General features: G+C 68.6%; 18 protein-coding genes. 10 read left to right on the top strand and 8 right to left on the bottom strand.

Translation table 11 applies throughout. The features are described 5' to 3' along the window. Positions 1-70: 70 nt before the first annotated feature. Entirely contained in the window at positions 71-1534 is a 1464-nt protein-coding gene (gene dnaB, locus ACH4SP_RS13450; protein ID WP_398415068.1) for a replicative DNA helicase, read from the bottom strand. Positions 1535-2024: 490 nt separating this feature from the next. On the opposite strand from dnaB, the gene ACH4SP_RS13455 reads away from it, so the two are divergent. Continuing rightward, on the top strand, positions 2025-3362 hold the full coding sequence (locus tag ACH4SP_RS13455) for an MATE family efflux transporter (RefSeq protein WP_398414036.1): 1338 nt from the start codon (positions 2025-2027) through the stop codon (positions 3360-3362). Positions 3363-3523: 161 nt separating this feature from the next. On the opposite strand, the gene rplI is transcribed toward ACH4SP_RS13455, so the two are convergent. The 4 genes from rplI to rpsF all read right to left on the bottom strand — a co-directional run bounded on the left by rplI (position 3524) and on the right by rpsF (position 5246). Beyond that, on the bottom strand, positions 3524-3970 hold the full coding sequence (gene rplI, locus ACH4SP_RS13460) for a 50S ribosomal protein L9 (protein ID WP_398414038.1): 447 nt from the start codon (positions 3968-3970) through the stop codon (positions 3524-3526). Between the two features lie 18 nt (positions 3971-3988). Next, positions 3989-4225 carry a 30S ribosomal protein S18 gene (gene rpsR, locus ACH4SP_RS13465; protein WP_003967857.1) on the bottom strand — a complete coding sequence of 79 codons (237 nt, stop codon included), beginning with the start codon at positions 4223-4225 and terminating at the stop codon, positions 3989-3991. Between the two features lie 43 nt (positions 4226-4268). Continuing rightward, positions 4269-4868, bottom strand: a complete 600-nt coding sequence (locus ACH4SP_RS13470; RefSeq protein ID WP_398414041.1) for a single-stranded DNA-binding protein — start codon at positions 4866-4868, stop codon at positions 4269-4271. An 87-nt stretch (positions 4869-4955) separates the two neighbouring features. Beyond that, positions 4956-5246 carry a 30S ribosomal protein S6 gene (gene rpsF, locus ACH4SP_RS13475; protein WP_055610618.1) on the bottom strand — a complete coding sequence of 97 codons (291 nt, stop codon included), beginning with the start codon at positions 5244-5246 and terminating at the stop codon, positions 4956-4958. Between the two features lie 266 nt (positions 5247-5512). Between rpsF and ACH4SP_RS13480 the strand changes: the two genes are divergently transcribed. The 3 genes from ACH4SP_RS13480 to ACH4SP_RS13490 all read left to right on the top strand — a co-directional run bounded on the left by ACH4SP_RS13480 (position 5513) and on the right by ACH4SP_RS13490 (position 8196). Continuing rightward, positions 5513-5827 carry a hypothetical protein gene (locus ACH4SP_RS13480; protein ID WP_398414044.1) on the top strand — a complete coding sequence of 105 codons (315 nt, stop codon included), beginning with the start codon at positions 5513-5515 and terminating at the stop codon, positions 5825-5827. Between the two features lie 120 nt (positions 5828-5947). Further along, a complete protein-coding gene (locus ACH4SP_RS13485; RefSeq protein ID WP_398414046.1) occupies positions 5948-7069 on the top strand; it encodes a lipid II:glycine glycyltransferase FemX in 1122 nt (373 codons plus the stop codon). A 95-nt stretch (positions 7070-7164) separates the two neighbouring features. Continuing rightward, positions 7165-8196 carry an alanine racemase gene (locus ACH4SP_RS13490; protein ID WP_398414048.1) on the top strand — a complete coding sequence of 344 codons (1032 nt, stop codon included), beginning with the start codon at positions 7165-7167 and terminating at the stop codon, positions 8194-8196. A 170-nt stretch (positions 8197-8366) separates the two neighbouring features. On the opposite strand, the gene ACH4SP_RS13495 is transcribed toward ACH4SP_RS13490, so the two are convergent. Further along, a complete protein-coding gene (locus tag ACH4SP_RS13495; protein ID WP_398414050.1) occupies positions 8367-9851 on the bottom strand; it encodes a glycosyltransferase family 87 protein in 1485 nt (494 codons plus the stop codon). A gap of 311 nt (positions 9852-10162) precedes the next feature. Beyond that, complete coding sequence (locus ACH4SP_RS13500) at positions 10163-12874, bottom strand: transglycosylase domain-containing protein (RefSeq protein WP_398414052.1); 2712 nt, start codon at positions 12872-12874, stop codon at positions 10163-10165. Between the two features lie 389 nt (positions 12875-13263). Here ACH4SP_RS13500 and ACH4SP_RS13505 point away from each other — a divergent pair, with 389 nt between their 5' ends. From ACH4SP_RS13505 to ACH4SP_RS13515, 3 genes are all read left to right on the top strand, one after another. Then, the gene (locus tag ACH4SP_RS13505) at positions 13264-13998 is read left to right on the top strand and encodes a helix-turn-helix transcriptional regulator (protein WP_398414054.1); all 735 of its coding nucleotides are present in this window, start codon (positions 13264-13266) and stop codon (positions 13996-13998) included. A 49-nt stretch (positions 13999-14047) separates the two neighbouring features. After that, positions 14048-15130 carry an inositol-3-phosphate synthase gene (locus ACH4SP_RS13510; RefSeq protein WP_398414056.1) on the top strand — a complete coding sequence of 361 codons (1083 nt, stop codon included), beginning with the start codon at positions 14048-14050 and terminating at the stop codon, positions 15128-15130. 89 nt (positions 15131-15219) lie between these two features. Further along, positions 15220-16515, top strand: a complete 1296-nt coding sequence (locus ACH4SP_RS13515) for an MFS transporter (protein WP_398414058.1) — start codon at positions 15220-15222, stop codon at positions 16513-16515. A 75-nt stretch (positions 16516-16590) separates the two neighbouring features. Here ACH4SP_RS13515 and ACH4SP_RS13520 read toward each other — a convergent pair whose 3' ends face one another. Continuing rightward, complete coding sequence (locus tag ACH4SP_RS13520) at positions 16591-18057, bottom strand: CCA tRNA nucleotidyltransferase (RefSeq protein WP_398414060.1); 1467 nt, start codon at positions 18055-18057, stop codon at positions 16591-16593. 182 nt (positions 18058-18239) lie between these two features. On the opposite strand from ACH4SP_RS13520, the gene ACH4SP_RS13525 reads away from it, so the two are divergent. From ACH4SP_RS13525 to ACH4SP_RS13535, 3 genes are all read left to right on the top strand, one after another. Further along, entirely contained in the window at positions 18240-20549 is a 2310-nt protein-coding gene (locus ACH4SP_RS13525; protein WP_398414062.1) for a DUF6049 family protein, read from the top strand. 44 nt (positions 20550-20593) lie between these two features. Then, positions 20594-22744 carry a murein biosynthesis integral membrane protein MurJ gene (murJ, locus tag ACH4SP_RS13530; RefSeq protein WP_398414064.1) on the top strand — a complete coding sequence of 717 codons (2151 nt, stop codon included), beginning with the start codon at positions 20594-20596 and terminating at the stop codon, positions 22742-22744. A 120-nt stretch (positions 22745-22864) separates the two neighbouring features. Beyond that, entirely contained in the window at positions 22865-24610 is a 1746-nt protein-coding gene (locus tag ACH4SP_RS13535) for a protein kinase family protein (protein ID WP_398414067.1), read from the top strand. The last annotated feature ends 26 nt before the right edge of the window (positions 24611-24636 follow it).

Below are 24636 nucleotides of genomic sequence, written 5' to 3' on the forward strand. Positions count from 1 at the left end.
CGGATCCGACTTCAATCCGACATCAGTCGTGAGATTCCGACACGAAATCTGAGACCCTACACCCGCGGGATCAGGTCTGTGCCATGTCCACGAACCGCGAGTAGTGGCCCTGGAAGGCCACCGTGATCGTCGCCGTCGGACCGTTACGGTGCTTGCCGACGATGATGTCCGCCTCGCCCGCGCGCGGCGACTCCTTCTCGTACGCGTCCTCGCGGTGCAGCAGGATCACCATGTCCGCGTCCTGCTCGATCGACCCGGATTCACGCAGGTCGGAGACCATCGGCTTCTTGTCCGTACGCTGCTCGGGGCCACGGTTCAGCTGGGACAGCGCGATCACCGGCACCTCCAGCTCCTTCGCCAGCAGCTTCAGGTTTCGCGACATGTCCGAGACCTCCTGCTGGCGGCTCTCGCTCCGCTTGGAGCCACCGGCCTGCATCAGCTGGAGGTAGTCGATGATGACCAGCTTGATGTCCTGCCGCTGCTTGAGCCGACGGCACTTGGCGCGGATCTCCATCATGGAGAGGTTCGGCGAGTCGTCGATGAACAGCGGGGCCGCCGAGACATCGGGCATCCGCCGGGCCAGCCGCGTCCAGTCGTCGTCCGTCATCGACCCGGAGCGCATGTGGTGGAGCGCCACCCGCGCCTCTGCGGACAGCAGGCGCATCGCGATCTCGTTGCGGCCCATTTCGAGCGAGAAGATCACGCTCGCCATGTTGTTCTGGATCGAACAGGCCCGTGCGAAGTCCAGCGCGAGCGTCGACTTTCCCATGGCGGGACGGGCCGCGATGACGATCATCTGGCCCGGGTGCAGACCGTTCGTCAGCGAGTCCAGGTCGGTGAAACCGGTCGGCACACCGGACATCTGGCCGCTGCGCGAGCCGATCGCCTCGATCTCGTCGAGCGCGCCCTCCATGATGTCGCCGAGCGGTGCGTAGTCCTCCGACGTGCGCTGCTCGGTGACGGCGTAGATCTCGGCCTGCGCGGAGTTGACGATCTCGTCGACGTCGCCGTCGCCCGCGTATCCCATCTGCGTGATCTTCGTACCGGCCTCGACGAGGCGGCGCAGCACCGCCCGCTCGTGGACGATCTCCGCGTAGTACTCGGCGTTGGCGGCCGTCGGCACCGACTGCACCAGTGTGTGCAGGTACGGGGCGCCGCCGACCTTGGTGATCTCGCCGCGCTTGGTGAGCTCGGCGCTGACCGTGATCGGGTCGGCGGGCTCGCCCTTCGCGTACAGGTCGAGGATGGCCTGGAAGACGGTCTCGTGCGCGGGCTTGTAGAAGTCGTGGCCCTTGAGGACCTCCACGACGTCCGCGATGGCGTCCTTGGAGAGCAGCATGCCGCCGAGCACGGACTGCTCCGCGTCCAGGTCCTGCGGCGGAACGCGCTCGAAGCCGCTGCCCCCGCCGCCGTCCCAGCCACCGGCCTCGGAGCCTCTGTCGTGCCGGTCGTCACGGCCGCGTCCGCCGTCGCCGTTCCGCTTGCGGGCGGGCAGACGGTCACCGGGACCGCTGTCGGCCCAGGGGTCGTCCAAGGGCTCGGAAATCGTCACCGGGCCCACCTCCTCCCGTCCGCTCCGCGGACCTCGCTGTGCCACTCTTTCTTACGGCACGGCTCTGACAAATGAGACGCCCGACTTCCGCTTCCGGCACATCAAGTCCAGTGGTTTCCCGGGGTACCTGTGAACGCCGGAAGACAGGGCGGGCGCCGGTCCACGGTAGGCCCGCGGGCACCGTCAGCCAATCTGGTTATCCACAGGGCCTGTGAGAAACCGACGACTTGCTGTGGAGAACTCGCCAGAACCTGTGCACGGACCGGGGGACAGCACTGTGGACAAGTTCACAGCACTCCCCACATCACCCATCTGACCTGCGGAAACACCATCCACCGGCTGTGGGGGAGAAAAACTTTCGAAGCCGGGCCAAGATCACTTCAAACGGCGCACACCCGGACCCTCAGGGCAACGATCAGTAAGGGTCTCTATGCCCTTGTATCTCTTACCTGTGGAAGATTAGATTGAGGCCATGACACAGGCTCCCGCGGCATCGAAACCAGGCCGCCGCCGGCACGACCGCGAGATCGTCGCCCTCGCCCTCCCTGCCTTCGGCGCACTGGTCGCCGAGCCCCTGTTCCTGATGGCCGACAGCGCGATCGTCGGCCACCTCGGCACCCCCCAGCTCGCCGGGCTCGGCATCGCCTCGGGCCTCCTCACCACCGCGGTGAGCATCTTCGTCTTCCTCGCGTACGCGACCACGGCCGCCGTCTCCCGTCGCGTCGGCGCCGGAGACCTCGCCGCCGCCATCCGCCAGGGCATGGACGGCATCTGGCTGGCCCTGCTCCTCGGCGCCGTCGTCATCGCCGCCGTCCTGCCGGGCGCCCCCGGCCTGATCGACCTCTTCGGCGCGTCCGACACGGCCGCCCCGTACGCCATCACGTACCTGCGGATCTCCAGCCTCGGCATCCCCGCGATGCTCGTGGTCCTGGCCGCCACCGGCGTACTGCGCGGCCTCCAGGACACCAGGACCCCGCTCTACGTCGCGATCGGCGGCTTCGTCGCGAACGGCATCCTCAATGTGCTCCTGGTGTACGGCTTCGGGCTCGGCATCGCCGGGTCGGCGTGGGGCACCGTGGCCGCCCAGTGGGCGATGGCCGCCGTCTACCTCGTGGTCGTCGTCCGCGGCGCCCGCCGCCACGGCGCCTCGCTGCGCCCCGACGCCGCCGGAATACGCGCCTCGGCCCAGGCCGGGGTGCCGCTCCTCGTCCGTACGCTGTCGCTGCGCGCGGTGCTGATGATCGCGACCGCGGTCGCCGCCCGCATGGGCGACGCCGACGTCGCCGCCCATCAGATCATCCTGACCCTGTGGAGCCTGCTGGCCTTCGCCCTGGACGCGATCGCGATCGCCGGGCAGTCCATCATCGGCCGCTACCTGGGCGCGGGCGACAAGGAGGGCGCCCGGGCGGCCTGCCGCCGCATGGTCGAGTGGGGCATCGCGGCCGGTGTGGTGCTGGGCATTCTGGTCGTACTCGCCCGCCCGCTCTTCGTCCCGCTCTTCACCAGTGACCAGGTCGTACGGGACACCCTGCTGCCCGCGCTCCTGGTGGTGGCCATCAGCCAGCCGATCTCGGGGGTGGTCTTCATCCTGGACGGCGTGCTGATGGGCGCGGGCGACGGCCCGTACCTGGCCTGGGCGATGCTCGCCACGCTCGCGGTGTTCGCCCCGGTGGCGCTGCTGGTCCCCAAGCTGGGCGGCGGCCTGACGGCACTGTGGTGGGCGATGGTCCTGATGATGGCGGTCCGGATGGCCACCCTGTGGTGGCGGACCAGGTCGGGCCGCTGGATCGTCACGGGCGCCACCCGCTGACGTACCACAGGGGCATGTTTCACGTGAAACGAGCGCGGGGCCACGGCGAGGAAGCCGCCGCGAACCACTGCTGTTTCACGTGAAACAGAGAAGGGCCGCATCCCCTGGGGGATGCGGCCCTTCCTTCTGCTCAGACCTTCTCAGGCCGGGGCGTGCTGCACTCAGGCAGCGACGACCTCGACGCCGAGCTTCGCGGCCACGTCGTCGTGCAGGCGCACGGAGACCTGGTGCGAACCGAGGGTCTTGATCGGGGCGCCGAGCTCAACACGACGCTTGTCGACCTTCGGACCACCGGCGGCGACGATCGCGGCAGCGACGTCGGCGGGGGTCACGGAGCCGAAGAGACGGCCGGCGTCGCCGGAGCGAACGGCCAGGCTGACCTTCGTGCCCTCAAGCTTGGCCTTGACCTCGTTGGCCTGCTCGATGGTCGCGATCTCGTGGATCTTGCGGGCGCGGCGGATCTGCGCCACGTCCTTCTCGCCACCCTTGGTCCAGCGCAGCGCGAAGCCACGGGGAACCAGGTAGTTGCGAGCGTAGCCGTCCTTGACGTCGACGACGTCGCCGGCGGTGCCGAGGCCAGAGACCTCGTGGGTCAGGATGATCTTCATCTGTCGGTCACCCTTCCCTTATCGCGCGGTGGACGTGTAGGGCAGCAGCGCCATCTCACGGCTGTTCTTCACAGCCGTGGCGACGTCACGCTGGTGCTGCGTGCAGTTGCCGGTGACGCGGCGGGCACGGATCTTGCCGCGGTCGGAAATGAACTTCCGCAGCATGTTCGTGTCCTTGTAGTCCACGTACTGGGTCTTGTCCTTGCAGAACGCGCAGACCTTCTTCTTAGGCTTGCGCACAGGCGGCTTCGCCATGGTGTTTCTCCTGTGTGATCAAGAAGTGGGAGTTCGAGCTGCCCTAGAAGGGCGGCTCGTCCGAGTAGCCACCGCCGCTGCTGCCGGAGTTGCCGGAGTTTCCACCCCAGCCACCCCCGCCCTGCTGCGGCTGTCCACCGGCCGGCGCGCTGGAGGCCCAGGGGTCGTCGGAGGGAGCTCCGCCGCCCTGCTGGCCGCCACCGGAGCCGCCGCCCCAGTTGCCGCCGCCACCCTGCTGGCCGCCACCGCCGCCGTACCCGCCGCCCTGGCCGCCGCGACCGGTGGTCTTGGTGACCTTGGCCGTGGCGGTCTTGAGGCTGGGGCCGACTTCCTCGACGTCCAGTTCGTAGACCGTGCGCTTGATGCCCTCACGGTCTTCGTAGGACCGCTGCTTCAGCCGGCCCTGCACGACGACGCGCATGCCTCGCTGGAGCGACTCCGCGACGTTCTCCGCCGCCTGACGCCAGACCGAGCAGGTGAGGAACAGGCCATCGCCGTCCTTCCACTCATTGGTCTGCTTGTCGAAGATGCGGGGAGTGGACGCGACACGGAACTTCGCGACCGCCGCACCGGACGGGGTGAAGCGCAGCTCGGGGTCGTCGACGAGATTGCCGACGACCGTGATGACGGTCTCGCCTGCCATGGGTGAACCTCTCGGCGGGGATTGCTGCTGGCTGCTGTGGTGCTGCTGGTGGGTGCTACTCGAACCCGATTACCGCTGAACGGAAGTTCAGTGGGTCTCGGGGCGGAGGACCTTGGTCCGGAGGACCGACTCGTTCAGGTTCATCTGTCGGTCGAGCTCCTTGACGACCGCAGGCTCGGCCTGCAGGTCGATGACCGAGTAGATGCCCTCGGGCTTCTTCTTGATCTCGTAGGACAGACGACGACGGCCCCAGGTGTCGACCTTCTCGACCTTTCCGTTGCCCTCACGGACGACGGAGAGGAAGTTCTCGATCAGGGGGGCGACAGCGCGCTCCTCAAGATCGGGGTCGAGGATGACCATCATTTCGTAGTGACGCATGTAGAACCCACCTCCTTTGGACTCAGCGGCCACGGTCGTTCCGTGGCAGGAGGGTCGTGATGCGTGCGCAACGGTATCGGCTGCCACTGACAATCCCGTGGGAAAGAACCCGCGGAGACGTTTGGGGCAGGGATGACACCGGTGCAGACCGTCCAGAGTACCCGTAGAGAGGCTTCCGGTTGAAATCGGGCCCCGGGGGGACGCAATCTGTACACATCGGGTGTGAGCGGCGCTACAGTGCGCCGCCTTCTGCCAGGAGGTGCCTCATGGCACAGGCAATGCGACGCAGCTCGTCCATCTCTCTCTTCGCGACCGACGGGAAACCTCATCCGCTCCAGGACACCCTGATGGGGGTGACGCTGGTACTGGGTGTGCTGGCGCTGGTGACGGCGATGTTCCACAACCTCCACCTGGTGAGTTCCTGGGCGGGACTGATCGGAATCCTCACCGGCGGGTACGCGATGTACGTGTCCGCGACGACCCGCGAGAGGTTCGTGACGATCCTCGGTCTGGGCGCCTCGGCCGTCGGCTTCTTCCTCGGCATGGCACACGGCGGGCTCTTCGGCGGCGTCCTGGGCTGACACCGGCTCCGATCCCGGCCGGACAGGGCCGGGCGGGGCGCTCCTTCGGCCCAGTAGGCTTCGGCGCGAGAGCCGGAGCCCCTGACCCCATGGGGACACACCTGCCGAGGAGCGCCCCGCATGACGAGCCTGACCCTTCGGACCATCAGCCGAGAGCAGCATCTGGCGTACATCCAGAGCCTGCCCGCGGCGAGCCACATGCAGGTTCCGGCATGGGCCGACGTGAAGGCGGAATGGCGCTCGGAGAGTCTGGGCTGGTTCGACAGGACCGGCGAGCTGGTCGGCGTCGGCCTGGTGCTGTACCGCCAACTCCCCAAGATCAAGCGGTACTTGGCGTACCTTCCCGAGGGCCCGGTCATCAACTGGTACGCCCCGAACCTGGACGACTGGCTGCAGCCGATGCTGGCGCACCTGAAGCAGCAGGGTGCGTTCTCGGTGAAGATGGGCCCGCCCGTGGTGATCCGCCGCTGGAACGCGGCGGCCATCAAGTCCGGCATCCAGGACCCCGATGTGAAGCGCCTGCGGGACGTGGAGGCCACCCACATCGAGCCGCGCGCCTTCGAGGTCCAGGACCGGCTGCGGAAGATGGGCTGGCAGCAGGGCGAGGACGACGGCGCCGGTTTCGGCGACGCGCAGCCCCGCTACGTCTTCCAGGTGCCGCTGGCGAACCGTTCGCTGGAGGAGGTCCACAAGGGCTTCAACCAGCTGTGGCGCCGCAACATCAAGAAGGCCGAGAAGGCCGGTGTCGAGGTCGTCCAGGGCGGTTACCAGGACCTGGCGGAGTGGCAGCGGCTGTACGAGATCACCGCGGTCCGCGACCACTTCCGGCCGCGCCCCCTGGAGTACTTCCAGCGCATGTGGTCGGCCCTCAACACCGAGGACCCCAACCGGATGCGGCTGTACTTCGCCCGCCACAACGGGGTGAACCTTTCCGCAGCCACGATGCTGGTCGTCGGCGGGCACGTCTGGTACTCCTACGGCGCCTCCGACAACATCGGCCGCGAGGTCCGGCCGTCGAACGCGATGCAGTGGCGGATGCTCCGCGACTCGTACGCGATGGGCGCCTCGGTCTACGACCTGCGCGGCATCTCCGACTCGCTGGACGAGACGGACCACCTCTTCGGCCTGATCCAGTTCAAGGTGGGTACGGGCGGCGAGGCCGCCCAGTACCTGGGCGAGTGGGACTTCCCCCTCAACAAGCTGCTCCACAAGGCGCTCGACGTCTACATGTCGCGCCGCTGATGGCCGGGCCCCCGCGGCCCGCGTACGTTTCAAGTCCCCGACACACCGCAGCTCTCTGACACACCGCAGCAACGGGAAAGGTTCCGGACCGGCTCATGGCGCTCACTCTCTACGTCGACACCGCGCGCTGGCGGGCGCACCAGAAGTCCGTGATCGAGCAGTTCCCGGGCCTGGTTCCGGTCTGCAAGGGCAACGGCTACGGCTTCGGGCACGAACGTCTCGCGGAAGAGGTGACGCGCTTCGGCTCGGACATCCTCGCCGTCGGGACGACGTACGAAGCGGCCCGCATCAAGGACTGGTTCAGCGGCGACCTGCTGGTACTGACCCCGTTCCGACGGGGCGAGGAGCCGGTGCCACTGCCGGACCGTGTGATCCGTTCCGTGTCGTCCGTGGACGGGGTGCACGCCCTGGTGGGCGCCCGGGTCGTCATCGAGTGCATGAGCTCGATGAAGCGGCACGGGGTGAAGGAGTCGGAGCTCGCACAGCTGCACGCCGCGATCGAGGACGTACGTCTGGAGGGGTTCGCGCTGCATCTGCCGCTGGACCGTACGGACGGTTCGGACGCGGTCGAGGAGGTCATCGCGTGGATGGACCGGCTGCGTTCGGCACGACTTCCGCTGCACACGATGTTCGTCAGCCACCTGAGGGCGGAGGAGCTGGCACGGCTTCAGCAGCAGTTCCCGCAGACGCGGTTCCGGGCGCGGATCGGTACGCGGCTGTGGCTCGGCGACCACGACGCGACGGAGTACCGGGGTGCGGTGCTCGACGTGACGCAGGTGTCCAAGGGCGACCGGTTCGGCTACCGGCAGCAGAAGGTGGCGTCCGACGGCTGGCTGGTGGTCGTCGCGGGCGGTACGTCGCACGGGGTGGGCCTGGAGGCGCCGAAGGCGCTGCACGGGATGATGCCGCGGGCCAAGGGTGTGGCCCGGGCCGGTCTGGCGACGGTGAACCGGAACCTGGCGCCGTTCGTGTGGGCGGGCAAGCAGCGGTGGTTCGCCGAGCCGCCGCACATGCAGGTGTCGATCCTCTTCGTGCCGTCCGATGCGACGGAACCGAGGGTGGGCGAGGAGCTGGTGGCTCATCTGCGGCACACGACGACGCAGTTCGACCGGCTGGTGGACCGCTGAGCCCTGCCGGCCACCGAGCCCGGCAGAAACTGGGTCCTGCTGGGCCCGAGCCCTCCCGGGACGCCATGTTTCACGTGAAACAGTGACAAGGGCCGCCTCGCACGGAAACGTGCGGGCGGCCCTTTCCCGTACGGACGGGTGGTCCCGGTCGGTACGGACGGACGGTCCGGTCAGTCGGACGCGGCGCTGCCGCCCTGCTGGGTTCCCCACTGGACGCGTGGACCCTGGACCTGCTGTGCCGTGTACGTGGGCCGACGGGCGGCCTGGCCGAGGGCGAAGGCGTCCGGGGCTCTGTCGAGTACGCCGCCCGAAGGGTCGTCGGAGCCGTCGCGCCGTACGACGTCCCGTTCGGGCAGGAGGATGTCGCGGACGACGACCGCGCACACGTACAGCGTGCCCAGCAGGTGCAGGGCGATGGCGAGTTGGTATCCGTCGGTGGGCAGCCCCTGCCGCTTGTCGCCGCTGGTGGTGAAGGCGAGGTACATCCAGATCCCGAGGAAGTACATGACTTCGCAGGCCTGCCACACCAGGAGGTGGCGCCAGCGGGGCAGGGCGAGGGCGGCGAGGGGGATGAGCCACAGGACGTACTGCGGGGAGTAGACCTTGTTGGTGAGGATGAACGCGGCGACGACCAGGAAGGCGAGCTGGGCGAAGCGCGGGCGGCGCGGGGCGGCGAGGGTGAGCCAGCCGATACCGGCGCACAGCAGGAGCATCAGCAGGGTGGCGTAGGTGTTGACGTCCGTGACCTCGAAGGGCTTCCCGGTGCGCTGCGTGATGATCAGCCAGAACGAGCCGAAGTCGATCTGCCGTTCCTGGCTGAAGACGTAGAACTTCTTCCAGCCCTCGGGCGCCAGGAGCATGACGGGCAGGTTCACCAGCAGCCAGGAGCCCGCGGTGCCGAGCACCGCCGCCCCGAACTCCCGCCACTTCCCGGCCCGCCAGCAGAGCAGGAACAGCGGCCCCAGGAGCAGTACGGGATAGAGCTTGGCGGCGGTCGCCAGCCCGATGAGGATGCCGAAGGCGAGCGCCCTGCCGCGTGACCACATCAGCATCGCCGCGGCGGTCAGGGCGATGGCGAGGAGGTCCCAGTTGATGGTGGCGGTGAGGGCGAGGGCCGGTGCGAGGGCGACGAGAAGTCCGTCCCAGGGACGCCTGCGGTGGGTTCGGGCGACGCAGACGGCGATGACGACGGCGCAGATCATCAGCATGCCGCAGTTGACGAGCCAGTAGATCTGCTCGCGGTACTGGAGGGTGCCGCCGGCCGGCGTCAGCCAGGAGGCGACTTCCATGAACAGGCCGGTGAGGACCGGGTATTCGAGGAAGTTCATGTCGCCGGAGAGCCGGTCGAAGTAGGGCACCAGGTTCTCGGAGAAGCCGCGTCCGACGAAGAGGTGCGGGATGTCGGAGTAGCAGGCGTGGGTGTACTGGGAGCTCGTGCCCTGGAACCAGGCCCAGTTGTAGCAGGGCAGTTTCTGGACCATACCGAGGGCGAACATGCCGATCGCGGCGAGCGCGACGACGCGCACCGGGGTGAGCCGGCTGCCGCCGAGTCTGGCCCACCGGCCGATGGGCCCGCCGATGAGCTCACTGCCCGCGGCGGCGACTTCGTCCTGCCGCGTGGGGGGTACGGGCCGGTCCTCGTGCACGCTCGTCATGCGGGACATCCTGCCGTACGGGTGTGTGAGCGGTGGGACGGACGGCTAGGCGGGGACAGCGGCCAGTGCCTCGGGCAGGTCACGCCCCGGCGCGACTCGGGCGGCCTGGGCACCCGAACGGCCCGAGCAGCCTCCCGAGCAGCCCGAGCGGCACGAGCGGCACGAACAGCCCGAGCAGCCCGAGCGGCACGAACAGCCCGAGCAGCACGAGCGGCACAAGCGGCCCGAACACGGCGGAGGGCCGCCGCACCGTACTGCTCGGTGCGACGGCCCTCCGTGGGCCTGCTGCATGGCCGGGGCACTGCCAGGGGCTACTCGGAGCCTCCGATGAGGCCGCCGCCCCCGTTCCCGCCGCCGTTTCCGCCGCCGTTCTGACCGCCGTCCTGGCCGCCCCCGGGCGGTGGCTGGGTCTCTGTCGGCGGGCGGCCCGGGTCCTGGCCGCCGTTCTCACTGCCGTTGTTGTCGCCCGTACCGCCGTTGCCCTGGTGGCACTCCCAGTCGAAGGGGTCGCACTCCTCGCCGCCACCGCCGGGCGTCTCCTGGGGGGACGTCTCCGCCGGGGGAGGCGTCTTGGACGGCTTCTCGGACGGCTTCTCCGAGGGCGCCTGGGTGGGCGGGGCGGTCGGTGTGGGCTCCGGGCTCTTGGCGCCGCCGCCCCAGACCGTCTCGCCGATGGGCTCGGGAACGGGGAACGTCGACGGGGTCGTGCCCTTGAGGGCATCGACCATGTAGTCGTGCCAGATCTGGGACGGGAAGGACGCTCCGTGGATCTTCTTCTCGCCGCCCGTGCCGAACATCTCCAGGAAGGCGCGCTGCTTGCTCTCCGCGTTGTCGTCCAGCCGGTACATGTCGATGGCGGTGGACAGCTCCGGCGTGTAGCCCACGAACCAGGCCGACTTGTTGCCGTCGGTGGTGCCGGTCTTGCCGGCGACCTCACGCCCGGGGATCTTCGCGTTGGAGCCGGTGCCCTTGTCGACGACGTTCTTCAGAACCTCGGTGACGTTGTCGGCGACGTTGGAGGGGATCGCGTCCGGATTGGACTTCTTCTTGTGCTGCCAGATGGTCTGCCCGCCCTTCTTCACTTCCTTCACCGAGTACGGCTCGTTCTGCTCGCCGCTGGCCGCGAAGGTGGCGTACGCACCTGCCATCCGGATGGCGCTCGGGTCGGAGATGCCGATGGAGAAGGACGGGTTATCACCCTTGGCGAGGCTGCTTTCCAAGAGCCCTGAGTCCATCGCCGTCGTCCGTACCTTGTCGATACCCACGTCCATACCGAGTTGTACATAGGGCGAGTTGGCAGAGACCCGCATCGCTTCGCGCAAGTCGATAGGACCGTACGACTCGTGGCCGTCGTTGGTCTGGAGCCACTCCTCGTCCTTCTCGTTGCGCCAGATCGACCCGTTGTACTGCTTGATCTTGAGCTTGTCGTCGCCGTTGTAGACGCTCTTGGGGGAGACGAGGGTGCGCTCGGTGGAGTTCTGGACCTTGGGCCCGCCGGGGTCGCGCTTGCCGTGCTGCATGGCCGCTGCCAGTACGAACGGCTTGAAGGTCGAGCCGACCTGGGCGCCTGTCTGGTCGGCGTTGTTGGTGAAGTGCTTCGTGGCGTCCGTGCCGCCGTAGACGGCGACGATCGCACCGTCCTTGGGGCTGACCGAGGCACCGCCGAACTGAACGTGCGTGTCGTACTTCGGGCGCTTCTTGGGGTCGATCTTCTTGTCGTAGACGCTCTTCACGGCCTTCTCCAGCCGATCCACCTTCTCCTTGTTGAAGGTGGTCTGAATGACGTAGCCGCCCTTGGACAACTTCTCCGCGTCGATGCCCAATTCGTTGTTGTTGATGAAGTTCGCCTTGGCGAGGTCGACCAGGTAGCCGATCTGGCCGCTCAGCTGGGCGTTCTTCTTGAGCGGCTGGACCTTCGGGAACTCCGGGTACTTGTCCCGCTGCTCCTGGGTCAGGCGCTGGTCCTTCACCTCTTCGTTCAGGATCCAGCTCCAGCGGTCCTTGGCCCTCTTCAGGTTCTTCGCCGGGGTGGCCTCCGGATCGATCGCCTCCGCGCCCGCAGGGTCGAAGTAGGTCGCACCCTTGAGGACCGCTGCCAGGAAGGCGCACTCACTCGGGTTGAGATCGTCGGCGTCCTTGTCGAAGTACGCACGGGAGGCGGCCTGAAGGCCGTACGCACCCCGCCCGTAGTACGAGACGTTCAGGTAGCCCGCCATGATCTTCTCTTTGCTGAGCTCGTCTCCCACCTTGATGGAGACGAGGAGCTCCCTGACCTTGCGCCCCAGGGTCTGCTCCTGATCGAGCATCGAGTTCTTGACGTACTGCTGGGTGATCGTCGAGCCACCCTGGGTGTTACCGCCCTTGGCCATGTTGGCGACTGCCCGCAGGATGCCCATGGGGTCGACCCCGGGGTCGTCCTCGAAGGTCTTGTTCTCCGCGGAGATCACCGCGTTGCGCATGGCTTCCGGGATCTTTTCGTAGGCCAGTTCCTGGCGATTGAACTCACCACCGGTGGCCACCATGGGCTTGCCGTTGTCCCAGAGGTACACGTTGTTCTGCGCCGTGGCCGTGGCATGCACCTCGGGGATGCCCACCATGGCGTACGCGATACTTCCCGCCGCCATCAGCGCGCCGACGAAGCCGACGCACAGCCCCGTGACCTGCTTCCACGACGGCACGAACCGCTTCCACCCGTACTTCGCGGAGCGCGGGTAGTCGATGAACCTCTTCTTCTGCGGCTGTCCGCCCCTTCCGCGGCCGCGCCCGGGACCCTCTTGGTCGCCCCGGCCGCCACCTCCGCCTCCGCGGCGTCCTCCGCCGCCACCGCCCCGCTGGGCGGCGCGGCGGGCCTCGGCCCTTCCTCCGTAGGAAGGCTCCTGCCCGTACGAGCCTGACGGCGTCCCGGCGGCGGTGCCGTGGGACGACGGGGCCGCGCGGCGGCCCGAAGGCTGTTGGGCGGCTTTCCTGGCCGCGGCACGACCGCCACCTTGCGGTTGCGGAGGCTTGCGACGGTGCTCGCTCATCGAACGACTACTCCTCGGGCAGGCGAGTTCGCCTGGAAGCGGCAGTTGAGTTCCGGTCCCCCCGAAATGCGGACGCGCCCTCCCACAGGCCCGCCCTAGCAACTCCCGGAAACACGACGCCCCCTTGCGTCACGCGGCTCCCGGTGTTTTGCATGCCGCACAGACTACGCACGCTCAAAACACTCCCAGTGCCGATGTTCACCCCAAATCAGGCAAGTCGCGTCCCACGAATTGATGATGTGACGCCGTTCACCATGACTGGCCTTGTCGCGGACGGACCGCCGTTCTATCGTCTGGATGTATCGAGTCGATACATCGGCCCGGCATAAGTTCGGCATAAGTGCAGGACAGCGGGCAGGACTTAGCACGGAGAGCAGGGGAGGCGAAGGATGAGCAGGCGCTCCGGCATCCTCGAATTCGCCGTTCTCGGCCTCCTCCGTGAGTCCCCGATGCACGGGTACGAGCTGCGCAAGAGGCTCAACACCTCACTGGGGGTCTTCCGGGCCTTCAGCTACGGCACGCTCTATCCGTGCCTCAAGTCGCTCGTCATCAACGGCTGGTTGATCGAGGAGCCGGGCAGCGCCCCCGAGGACGCGCTCGCCGCCTCGCTCGCAGGTCGCCGAGCCAAGATCGTCTACCGGTTGACGGCGGACGGTAAGGAGCGCTTCGAGGAACTGCTCTCGCACACCGGCCCGGACTCCTGGGAGGACGAGCACTTCGCGGCCCGTTTCGCCTTCTTCGGGCAGACGGAGCGCGAGGTGCGGATGCGGGTCCTGGAAGGGCGCCGCAGCCGGCTGGAGGAGCGTCTGGAGAAGATGCGGGCCTCCTTCACCCGCACCCGTGAGCGCCTGGACGACTACACGCTCGAACTGCAGCGGCACGGCATGGAGTCCGTGGAGCGCGAAGTGCGCTGGCTGAACGAGCTGATCGAGAGCGAGCGGGCGGGCCGGGATCAGCGCCGATCCGACGACGATCCCGTTTCCGGCCTGCCGCACGACGCCACGTCGTCCGGCAGTACACCCGGTGACCGCACAGCCGGTGACCGCACATCAGGTGACACGGGCGGCCTGCCCCGGCACGGGGGTACCACCCCGCCGGATCCGTCCGACGACACCGCCAACTGAAGCCTGCACTCCGCAGGCCTCGTCGAGAACACACAGGGAGCAACCGTCAATGGGTTCCGTTCGCGTAGCCATCGTCGGCGTGGGCAACTGCTCTGCGTCGCTGGTCCAGGGCGTCGAGTACTACAAGGACGCTGACCCGGACAGTCGCGTGCCCGGTCTGATGCACGTCCAGTTCGGCGAGTACCACGTCAAGGACGTGGAGTTCGTTGCCGCCTTCGACGTCGACGCCAAGAAGGTCGGCCTGGACCTCGCGGACGCCATCGGCGCCAGCGAGAACAACACCATCAAGATCTGCGACGTGCCGTCCACCGGCGTCACCGTCCAGCGCGGCCACACCCTCGACGGCCTGGGCAAGTACTACCGCCAGACCATCGAGGAGTCGGAGCAGGCACCGGTCGACGTCGTCCAGGCGCTGAAGGACGCTCAGGTCGACGTCCTGGTCTGCTACCTCCCCGTCGGTTCCGAGGACGCGGCGAAGTTCTACGCACAGTGCGCCATCGACGCCAAGGTCGCCTTCGTCAACGCCCTCCCGGTCTTCATCGCCGGCACCAAGGAGTGGGCCGACAAGTTCACCGAGGCGGGCGTCCCGATCGTCGGCGACGACATCAAGTCGCAGGTCGGCGCCACCATCACGCACCGCGTCATGGCGAAGCTCTTCGAGGACCGCGGTGTGCGCCTGGAGCGCACCATGCAGCTGAACGTCGGCGGCAACATGGACTTCAAGAACATGCTGGAGCGCGACCGTCTGGAGTCCAAGAAGGTCTCCAAGACGCAGGCCGTCACCTCGCAGATCCGCGACCGCGACCTGGGCGCCGACAACGTCCACATCGGCCCGTCCGACTACGTGGCCTGGCTCGACGACCGCAAGTGGGCGTACGTCCGCCTCGAAGGCCGCGCGTTCGGCGACGTTCCGCTGAACCTTGAGTACAAGCTCGAAGTGTGGGACTCCCCGAACTCCGCGGGCGTCATCATCGACGCGGTGCGCGCCGCGAAGATCGCCAAGGACCGCGGCATCGGCGGCCCGATCCTCTCCGCGTCCTCGTACTTCATGAAGTCCCCGCCGGTGCAGTACTTCGACGACGAGGCCTACGCCAACGTCGAGAAGTTCATCAAGGGCGAGGTCGAGCGCTAGGCTCCGCCACCGTCGTCCACGAGGAGGGGCCCCGGACATCAGTTGTCCGGGGCCCCTCCTCGTGGTCCCCGTGTGTGACCCTTGCTCGCATGTCCGTCGTGCGTGATCTGCGGGTGCTGCTGCGCCTTCCCGACTTCCGGCGCCTGCTGAGCGTGCGGCTGCTCTCCCAGTCCGCGGACGGCGTCTACCAGGTCGCCCTCGCCACGTACGTCGTCTTCTCCCCGGAGAAACAGACCTCTCCCGCCGAGATCGCCTCCGCCATGGCGGTGCTGCTGCTGCCGTACTCGGTCGTTGGCCCCTTCGCCGGAGTCCTCCTCGACCGCTGGAACCGCCGTCAGGTCTTCCTGTACGGCAATGTGCTGCGGGCCGTCCTCGCCGCGTGCACCGCGCTGCTGATCGTGGGCTCCGCACCGGACTGGATCTTCTACGCCTCCGCCCTGTCGGTCACCGCCGTCAACCGCTTCGTCCTGTCGGGGCTCTCGGCCGCCCTGCCGCGCGTCGTGGACACCGAGCGGCTGGTGATCGCCAACTCCCTGTCACCGACCGCCGGCACCCTCGCCGCCGCCCTGGGCGGCGGACTCGCCTTCGGTGTACGGCTGCTGGGCCCGGACTCCGACGCCGTGGTCGTCCTCCTGGGGGCCCTGCTCTACCTCTGCTCGGCCCTGGCCTCCCTGCGCATGGGCCGCGATCTCCTCGGACCCGAACCGGAGTTGAGAAAGCCCCGGCTGGGTGCGGCACTCGCGTCCACGGCCCACGGTCTCCGCGACGGCCTGCGGCACCTGGCCGCACACCGGTCCGCGGCCCGTGCCCTGGCCGCGATGACCGTGCTGCGCTTCTGCTTCGGCGCCCTGACGGTGACCGTCCTGATGCTGTGCCGGTACGCGTGGAGCGAGACATCCGTCCGGGGCGACGGCACGGACGGTCTGGCGCTTCTGGGGCTTGCCGCAGGTGTCTCCGGCGCCGGCTTCTTCGCCGCGGCGGTGCTCACCCCGTGGGCGGCAGGGCGGCTGGGACCGTACGGCTGGATGGTGGTGTGTGCCGCGTCGGCCGCCGTGCTCGTACCGGCGCTGTGGCTGCCGTTCTCCCCCGGACCGGTCCTGACCGGCGCCTTCTTCCTCGGCCTTGCCACCCAGGGCTCGAAGATCGCCACGGACACGGTGGTGCAGTCCTCGGTGGACGATGCCTACCGGGGCCGGATCTTCTCCCTCTACGACGTGCTCTTCAACGTCGCCTTCGTGGGCGCGGCAGCAACAGCGGCTCTGGTCCTGCCGCCCGACGGACGTTCGGCCGCCCTGGTCTGCGGAACCGCGGTGCTCTACGCCGGGGTGGCGCTGGCACTGGCCCGCTGGAACCGGCTCACGCACAGCGGGCGGTGTTTCACGTGAAACACCGCCCGCCGCCGACTCCCACGGTGTGAAACCAGCCGGGAGAACCGGCGATGTTTCACGTGAAACAGGGGCTCAGCCCTGACCGGCCCACCACTCCTTGAGCGCCGCGACCGCGTCGTCGTACTCCATCGGGCCGTTCTCCAGACGCAGTTCGAGCAGGAACTTGTACGCCATCCCGATCTCCGGTCCGGGGCTGATCCCCAGGACCTCCATGATCTGGTTGCCGTCCAGGTCGGGCCGGATCGAGTCCAGCTCCTCCTGCTCCTGGAGCTGCGCGATGCGCTCCTCCAGCCCGTCGTACGCCCGGGAGAGAGCGGCGGCCTTGCGCTTGTTGCGGGTGGTGCAGTCCGAGCGGGTCAGCTTGTGCAGCCGGTCCACCAGCGGGCCGGCGTCCCGGACGTACCGGCGCACGGCGGAGTCGGTCCACTCGCCTGTGCCGTAGCCGTGGAAGCGCAGGTGCAGCTCCACCAGCTTCGACACGTCCTTGATCATGTCGTTGGAGTACTTCAGCGCGGTCATGCGCTTCTTGGTCATCTTCGCGCCGACCACCTCGTGGTGGTGGAAGGAGACCCGGCCGTCCTGCTCGAAGCGCCGGGTGCGCGGCTTGCCGATGTCGTGCAGCAGCGCGGCCAGCCGCAGCACCAGGTCCGGGCCGTTCTCCTCCAGGTCGATGGCCTGCTGCAGAACGATCAGGGAGTGCTCGTAGACGTCCTTGTGCCGGTGGTGCTCGTCGCTCTCCAGCCGCAGCGCGGGCAGCTCGGGCAGCACGTGGGCGGCGAGCCCGGTGTCGACGAGCAGGGAGAGGCCCTTGGCCGGGTGGGCGGAGAGCAGCAGCTTGTTGAGCTCGTCACGCACCCGCTCGGCGGAGACGATCCCGATGCGCTCGGACATCGCGGTCATCGCCGCGACGACCTCGGGAGCCACCTCGAAGTCGAGCTGCGCGGCGAACCTGGCGGCGCGCAGCATGCGCAGCGGGTCGTCCGAGAAGGAATCCTCCGGAGTCCCCGGGGTGCGCAGCACCTTCGCCGAGAGGTCTTCCAGACCGCCGTGCGGGTCGATGAACTCCTTCTCCGGGAGCGCGACCGCCATCGCGTTCACGGTGAAGTCCCGGCGGACGAGATCCTCCTCGATGGAGTCGCCGTAGGACACCTCGGGCTTGCGCGAGGTCCTGTCGTACGCCTCGGAGCGGTACGTGGTCACCTCGACCAGGAAGCTCATGTCAGCGTCTCCGACGCGGGCGTCCTTCTGGCACCCCACGGTCCCGAAGGCGATCCCCACCTCCCACACGGCGTCCGCCCACGGCCGGACGATCTTCAGTACGTCCTCGGGGCGGGCATCGGTGGTGAAGTCCAGGTCGTTGCCGAGCCGGCCCAGGAGCGCGTCCCGGACCGAGCCGCCGACCAGGGCAAGACGGAAGCCCGCCTCCTGGAATCGGCGGGCGAGGTCGTCGGCGACGGGTGAGACCCGCAGCAGTTCGCTGACTGCGCGGCGCTGCACCTGGCTCAGGGCGTTGGAGTTGTCTTCGTTGGCGTTCGGCACAACAGAAAAGGGTACGTGCCCCCGCCGGGCGGAGTGTCATCGTTTTCTCAGAGCCCTGAGAGACTCTTCCGATCATGTGGCGCAGTCCGCGGCACTTCGCTGCGGCGCGCATCGTTACCATGCGTGGACGCAGCAACCGGAGAACCATCAACGGCAGCCAACGACGAGGGACGGGCGAGCGCGTGGCCGAGGCGGCAGACTTCCAGGGGATGAATCCTTCTCCTGCCCGCCGATGGGTACGGCGTGCGGCATCCCTCATGGCCGGTGCCCCGCTGCTGGCCGGTCTGACACAGCTGCCGGCAGCCCCTGCCGCGTACGCGGCCGAGGACGCCACGGGGTCACGCACCGTCGACGTCGCGCTCAATTCGCTGACGCCCAGCGCCCCGGTGAAGGGCGACACGGTCACTGTGTCGGGGACGGTCACCAACAAGGGCAGGGAGACCGTCACCGAGGCCCGGGTCGGGCTGCGGGTGGGCAGCAGGCTCGGCGGCCGCACCCAGATCGACGCCGCGGCGGCCCGTACCGACTACTCCGAGGGCAGTGAGCCCGAGGAGCTGGAGACGTACGTCGTCAAGATTCCGAGGCTGCCCGCCGGTATCAGCACCGACTTCACCCTCGCCGTCCCCGTCGACAAGCTGGGACTCGACGACGCGGGCGTCTATCAGCTCGGTGTGACGCTCTCGGGGAAGACGGCGGGGGAGAACAACGAGCGGGTCCTGGGTGTCGAGCGGACGTTCCTGCCCTGGCAGAACGACGGCACCAAGAAGAAGACGCAGCTCACCTACTTGTGGCCGCTGATCTCCACGACCCGGCTGACCGCCGAGACGGGCTCCGACGAGCAGCAGACCCCCGTCTTCGAGAACGACGACCTCGCCAAGGAGCTCGCCCCCGGCGGGCGGCTGGGGCAGCTGGTCCAGCTGGGCGACGAGCTGCCCGTGACCTGGGTCATCGACCCGGACCTGCTCGCCACCGTCGACGCGATGGTGAAGGGCTACACGGTCAAGGACAAGGCGACCGGCACCAACGTGCCGGGCAAGAGCCAGGCAGTGGCCAAGCAGTGGCTGAACTCGGTGGAGAAGGCCGTACAGGACCAGAAGGTCGTGGCGCTGCCCTTCGCGGACCCCGACCTGGCGTCCCTGGCACACCGTGGCAAGAACGTCCCCGGCTCGCTGAACCAGCTGCAGCGGGCCACCGAGGCCGCCCGGATCACCGTGGACTCGATCCTGCACGTCAAGGCGTCCACCGACTTCGCCTGGCCGGTCGACGGAGCCGTCGACCCCTCGATCGTGAACACCGCCACCTCGGCGGGCGCCCACAACGTGATCGCCCGCAGCGACAGCCTGCGGGAGATCGGCGGGCTGCTCTATGCGCCGACCGCGGCCCGCCCGATCGGCGCCGGCCGCACCGCTGTGGTCGCCGACGCCCGGCTCTCCACCGCTTTCCAGGGCGACATGTCCAGGGCGGAGAACTCCACGCTGGCCGTCCAGGAGTTCCTCGCCCAGACACTGGCACTGACCCAGCAGGACGAGGACAACCAGCGCAGCACCGTCGTCGCCCCGCAGCGGATGCCGAGCGTCACCCAGGCCCAGTCGATGGCCGCCGCCCTGCGCGCGCTGGACTCCCAGCGCTGGACCCAGCCGCTCGACCTGATGGCCGCGGCGAAGGCCAAACCGGATCCCGGCGCGACGACCCAGGTGCCCGGCTCGTCCTCGTACCCGAGCAGGCTGCGGGACCAGGAACTGCCCACCACCGCCTTCGAGGACATCAAGGCGACCCAGAGCACGCTGGACCACTTCAAGGTGGTGCTGACCCGCCCGGAGCGGGTCGTCACCCCCTTCGGCAACGCCATAAACCGCGAGATGTCGACGTCCTGGCGCCGCAACGACGCCGCGGCGGGCGTCTACCGGGAGGACGTCCAGCGCTATCTGGACAACCTCACCAGCGAGGTCAACCTGATCGAGAAGTCGACCGCGACCCTTTCGGGGCGCAGCGCGACGATCCCGGTGACAGTCCAGAACAAGCTCGTGCAGGACGTCGACCACCTGGTGCTGCGGCTCCAGTCGACCAAGCCGACCCGCCTGAAGCTCGGCGAGGGCGAGGGCCATGCGGTCACCGAGCAGCCGATCAAGGTCAGGGGCGGGCACAGCCAGTCCGTGAAGATCGCGACGACGGCGAACGCCAACGGCAAGGTGCCGGTGATCGCCCAGCTGTTCACCGAGGACGGCACTCCGTACGGCCCCGAGATGCGTTTCACGGTGAAGGTCAACGAGGTCACGCCCACGGTGATGCTGGTGATCGCCGGCGGGGTGCTGCTGCTCGTACTCGCCGGCATCAAGATGTACTCGCAGCGCAAGCGCGCGGCGGCCCGCGGCGAGGGGCCGGACAGTGGCGCATCCGACGGTGAGAACCCCGAGCAGCCGAGTGACCCGACCCCGGACACCGGTCCGGAAAGCGGGGAGCCGTCGGCCCCGGGTGAGAAAGTGGACCGTTGAGCGATGTCGTGGCCGTCGGCCGGGGACGATGAGGTGGGGTTGCAATGAACGCGCCGTACGACGGTGATCGCGGCCAGCGCGCGGGCGGCGATGCGGCGGGCCATGCGCCCGCGCAGCAGCCCGCGCCGCCCGCCCAGGACGACCCGTACATGCAGTCCGCGTACGACCACGACCCCTACCGGTCTCAGGACATCTCCGCGCAGGACCCGGTGACGGAGGCGCTCTACGACCGCGCCTCCCACCCTCCGCCGCCGCCCGGCACCTATCAGGACACGCAGCCGCTGTACCAGCAGCCCGCAGCGTCCCCCTACGCGCCGAACCCGAGGGTGTGGGCCCAGACCCCGCCGCCCGAGCCCGACGGTCCTTCGCGCCACCTGCCGTACGGGGACGACGCCCGCACGGTGCAGTTCACCGGCATCGACGACCTGGTGACCCGGGCGAGCGAGGACGACCAGCCGGAGAAGGACGCGTTCGCGCACCTCTACCGCGACCAGCAGACCCCGGGAGTGCCCGCCCCCGCGGCCCCCGAATCGCCCGTCGCCCCGGCCGCCGTACCGAAGAAACCCGCCGGCCGTGCGGCGAGCCTGATGAAGTCCAGTGCGGTCATGGCCGCGGGCACCATGGTCTCCCGTCTCACCGGCTTCATCCGCTCCGCCCTGATCATCGCCGCGCTCGGCGCCGGCCTGCTCGGCGACACCTTCCAGGTCGCCTACCAGCTGCCGACGATGATCTACATCCTGACCGTCGGCGGCGGCCTCAACTCCGTCTTCGTCCCGCAGCTCGTACGCGCCATGAAGGACGACGCCGACGGCGGCGAGGCCTACGCCAACCGCCTGCTGACCCTCGTCACCGTGGCCCTCGGCGCACTGACCGCCCTCGCGATGGTCTTCGCACCCCTGCTGGTCCGCTTCCTGTCGGTGCCGATCTCGGGGAACCCGGAGGCCAACGACGTCGCGGTCACCCTGCTGCGCTACTTCCTGCCCACGATCTTCTTCATGGGCGTCCACGTGGTGATGGGGCAGATCCTCAACACACGCGGAAAGTTCGGCGCGATGATGTGGACCCCGGTCCTCAACAACGTCGTCATCATCAGCACGCTCGGCATGTTCATCTGGGTCTACGGCACCTCGGCCAACTCCGGGATGACGGTGGCGACCATCCCGCCGGAGGGCGAACGCCTCCTGGGCATCGGCGTCCTGCTCGGCCTCGTCGTCCAGGCCCTCGCGATGATCCCGTACCTGCGCGAGACCGGCTTCAGGCTGCGCCCCCGCTTCGACTGGAAGGGCCAGGGCCTCGGCAAGGCCGCCAAGCTCGCCAAGTGGACGATCCTGTTCGTCCTCGCGAACCAGGCGGGCGCCATCGTCGTCATCCAGCTCGCCACCGCCGCCGTCGGCAAGGAGGGCAACGGCATCGGCTTCGCCGCCTACGCCAACGCCCAGCTCATCTGGGGTCTGCCGCAGGCCATCATCACCGTCTCCCTGATGGCCGCACTGCTGCCGCGGCTGTCGCGGTCGGCCAACGAGGGCGACGCGGGCGCGGTCCGCGACGACATCTCGCAGGGGCTGCGCACCACCGCCGTCGCCATCGTCCCCATCGCCTTCGCGTTCCTCGCCCTGGGCGTGCCGATCTGCACCCTGATCTTCGGTTCCTCGGGCATCACCCCGGCCACAAACATGGGCTACATGCTGATGGCCTTCGGCCTCGGCCTGATCCCGTACTCCGTGCAGTACGTCGTGCTGCGCGCCTTCTACGCGTACGAGGACACCCGCACCCCCTTCTACAACACGGTCATCGTGGCCGTGGTCAACGCCGGAGCCTCCGCGCTCTGCTACTTCGTCCTGCCGGACCGCTGGGCCGTGACCGGTATGGCCGCCTCCTACGGAATCGCCTACTCGATCGGCGTCGGTATCGCCTGGCAGCGGCTGCGCAAGCGGCTCGGCGGCGACCTGGACGGTGCGAACGTCCTGCGTACGTACGCACGTCTGGCAATTGCTTCGGTTCCGGCAGCCATGCTTGCCGGTGCAGTGGGGTATGCGCTCTCGCAAGCCCTCGGCCAGGGGGTTTTCGGCTCTCTCGCTGCTCTGATCGTGGGCGGGGCAGTCCTGCTCGGAGTTTTCTTCGCCGCCGCGAAGAAGATGCGCATCGCGGAGCTGAATGCCCTGGTCGGCATGGTCCGCGGGCGCCTTGGCCGCTGAGAATCAGGTACGTCCGCACAACCATCGCCCGCCGCCGTGTGTCGTGCACAGCAGCGGACTGTGGGCACAATTGGCAGGGCTGCTCAGCAGCGCGCAACGGATGGGGAGGCAGGAACGACGGTGGCGGAACGTAGCACGGCTGCCGTCGACGTGGCCGACAACAGCGGTGACGGTCCCTCTCCCGCCCCCGGCGGGAAGGCATCGTCTGCCACTGATGCGGACAGGGCCACGGCCGACGGGGTGGCAGAAGGCCAGGACACACCGGACATGAGCACGCAGGACGAGGCGGGCCAGAAGAAGGGCACCGAGACCCCCATCGTCGCGCCCGAGCTGCACAGCGGCCACAAGCTGGCCAGACGGTACCGGCTCGAGGAGTGCGTCACCCGTCTGGACGGTTTCAGCAGCTGGCGTGCGGTCGACGAGAAGCTGCGGCGGGCCGTGGGCGTCCACCTGCTGCCCGCCGACCACGCCAGGGCCCGCTCGGTGCTCGCCGCGGCCCGCTCCTCCGCGCTGCTCGGCGACCCCCGCTTCGTGCAGGTCCTGGACGCCGTCGAGGAGAACGACCTCGTCTACGTGGTCCACGAGTGGCTGCCCGACGCCACCGAACTGACCGCCCTGCTCGCCTCCGGGGCGCTGGAGCCGCACGACGCGTACCAGCTGGTCAGTCAGATCTCCCAGGCCATGGCCGCCGCACACCGGGAGGGCCTGTCGCACCTGCGGCTCACCCCGAGCGCCGTCCTGCGCACCTCCACCGGCCAGTACCGGATCCGCGGCCTCGCGGTGAACGCAGCCCTGCGCGGCATCACCTCCGAGCGCCCCCAGCTCACCGACACCGAGGCGATCGGCGCCCTGCTGTACGCGTCGCTGACCCAGCGCTGGCCGTACGAGAGCGACGCCTACGGCCTCACGGGGCTCCCCAAGGGCATCGGGCTGATCGCCCCCGACCAGGTACGGGCCGGCGTCCACCGGGGCCTCTCCGAGCTCGCCATGCGGGCCCTGGCCAACGACGGCGCCACCGCCTCCCGCCAGGAACCGCCCTGCACGACCCCCGACGAGCTGGCCAAGGCCGTCGCCGCGATGCCCCGCATCCGCCCGCCGGAGCCGGCCTTCACCCCGCGCCCCGACTACCAGCGCACCAACTACCAGCAGGGTTCGTACGGCCGCCCGCAGTCCCACACGGCCGCCACGCAGGCGGTGGCGCCCGTGCCACCGCCGCCGCTCCAGAGCCGCACCGGCAAGGCACTCAAGTGGAGTGTGGCAGCGCTGCTCATCGCAGCGATCGGCCTGGGCAGCTGGCAGCTCGCCGACAATCTGCTGGACCGACGCGGCAAGAACGACGACACCCAGACGCAGACCGATCCCAAGAGCAACGAGGGATCGAAGGTCGTCGTGCCCAAGCCGCTCGCCATCGAGGACGCCGCCGAGTTCTATCCCGACGGCAAGCCGCAGGCCACCGGCGACGTGGCGAACACCTACGACGACGACAGCAACTCGTACTGGCGCACCAAGTGGTACCTCGACGGCCCCGACCTGGTTCCCTCCGTCAAGAAGGGCGTGGGCATCGTCTACGACCTCGGCGCGGAGAAGAACGTGGCCGAGTCGTCGATAGCGCTCCGGTACCCGGGAGACCACACCACGATCACCCTGTATGCGACGGACTCGCTGTCCACGTCCGGGGACGTCGACTCGATGCAGAAGATCGCCACCACGACCACCAAGGGTTCGAAGGCCTCGATCAAGGCAAAGAAGCCGGTGAAGACGCGCTACGTACTGCTCTGGATGACGGCCATGCCCAAGGCCGGCCAGGAAGGCTACAGCGGCGCGGGCTACAAGCAGGCCATAACCGATGTGAAGTTCTCAGGCTGACTCAGCCGTCAGGGGAGAGGGGGGCT

Origin of the sequence: Streptomyces sp. NPDC021093 (assembly GCF_044333135.1) — a bacterium.
In the GTDB taxonomy this organism is placed as follows: domain Bacteria; phylum Actinomycetota; class Actinomycetes; order Streptomycetales; family Streptomycetaceae; genus Streptomyces.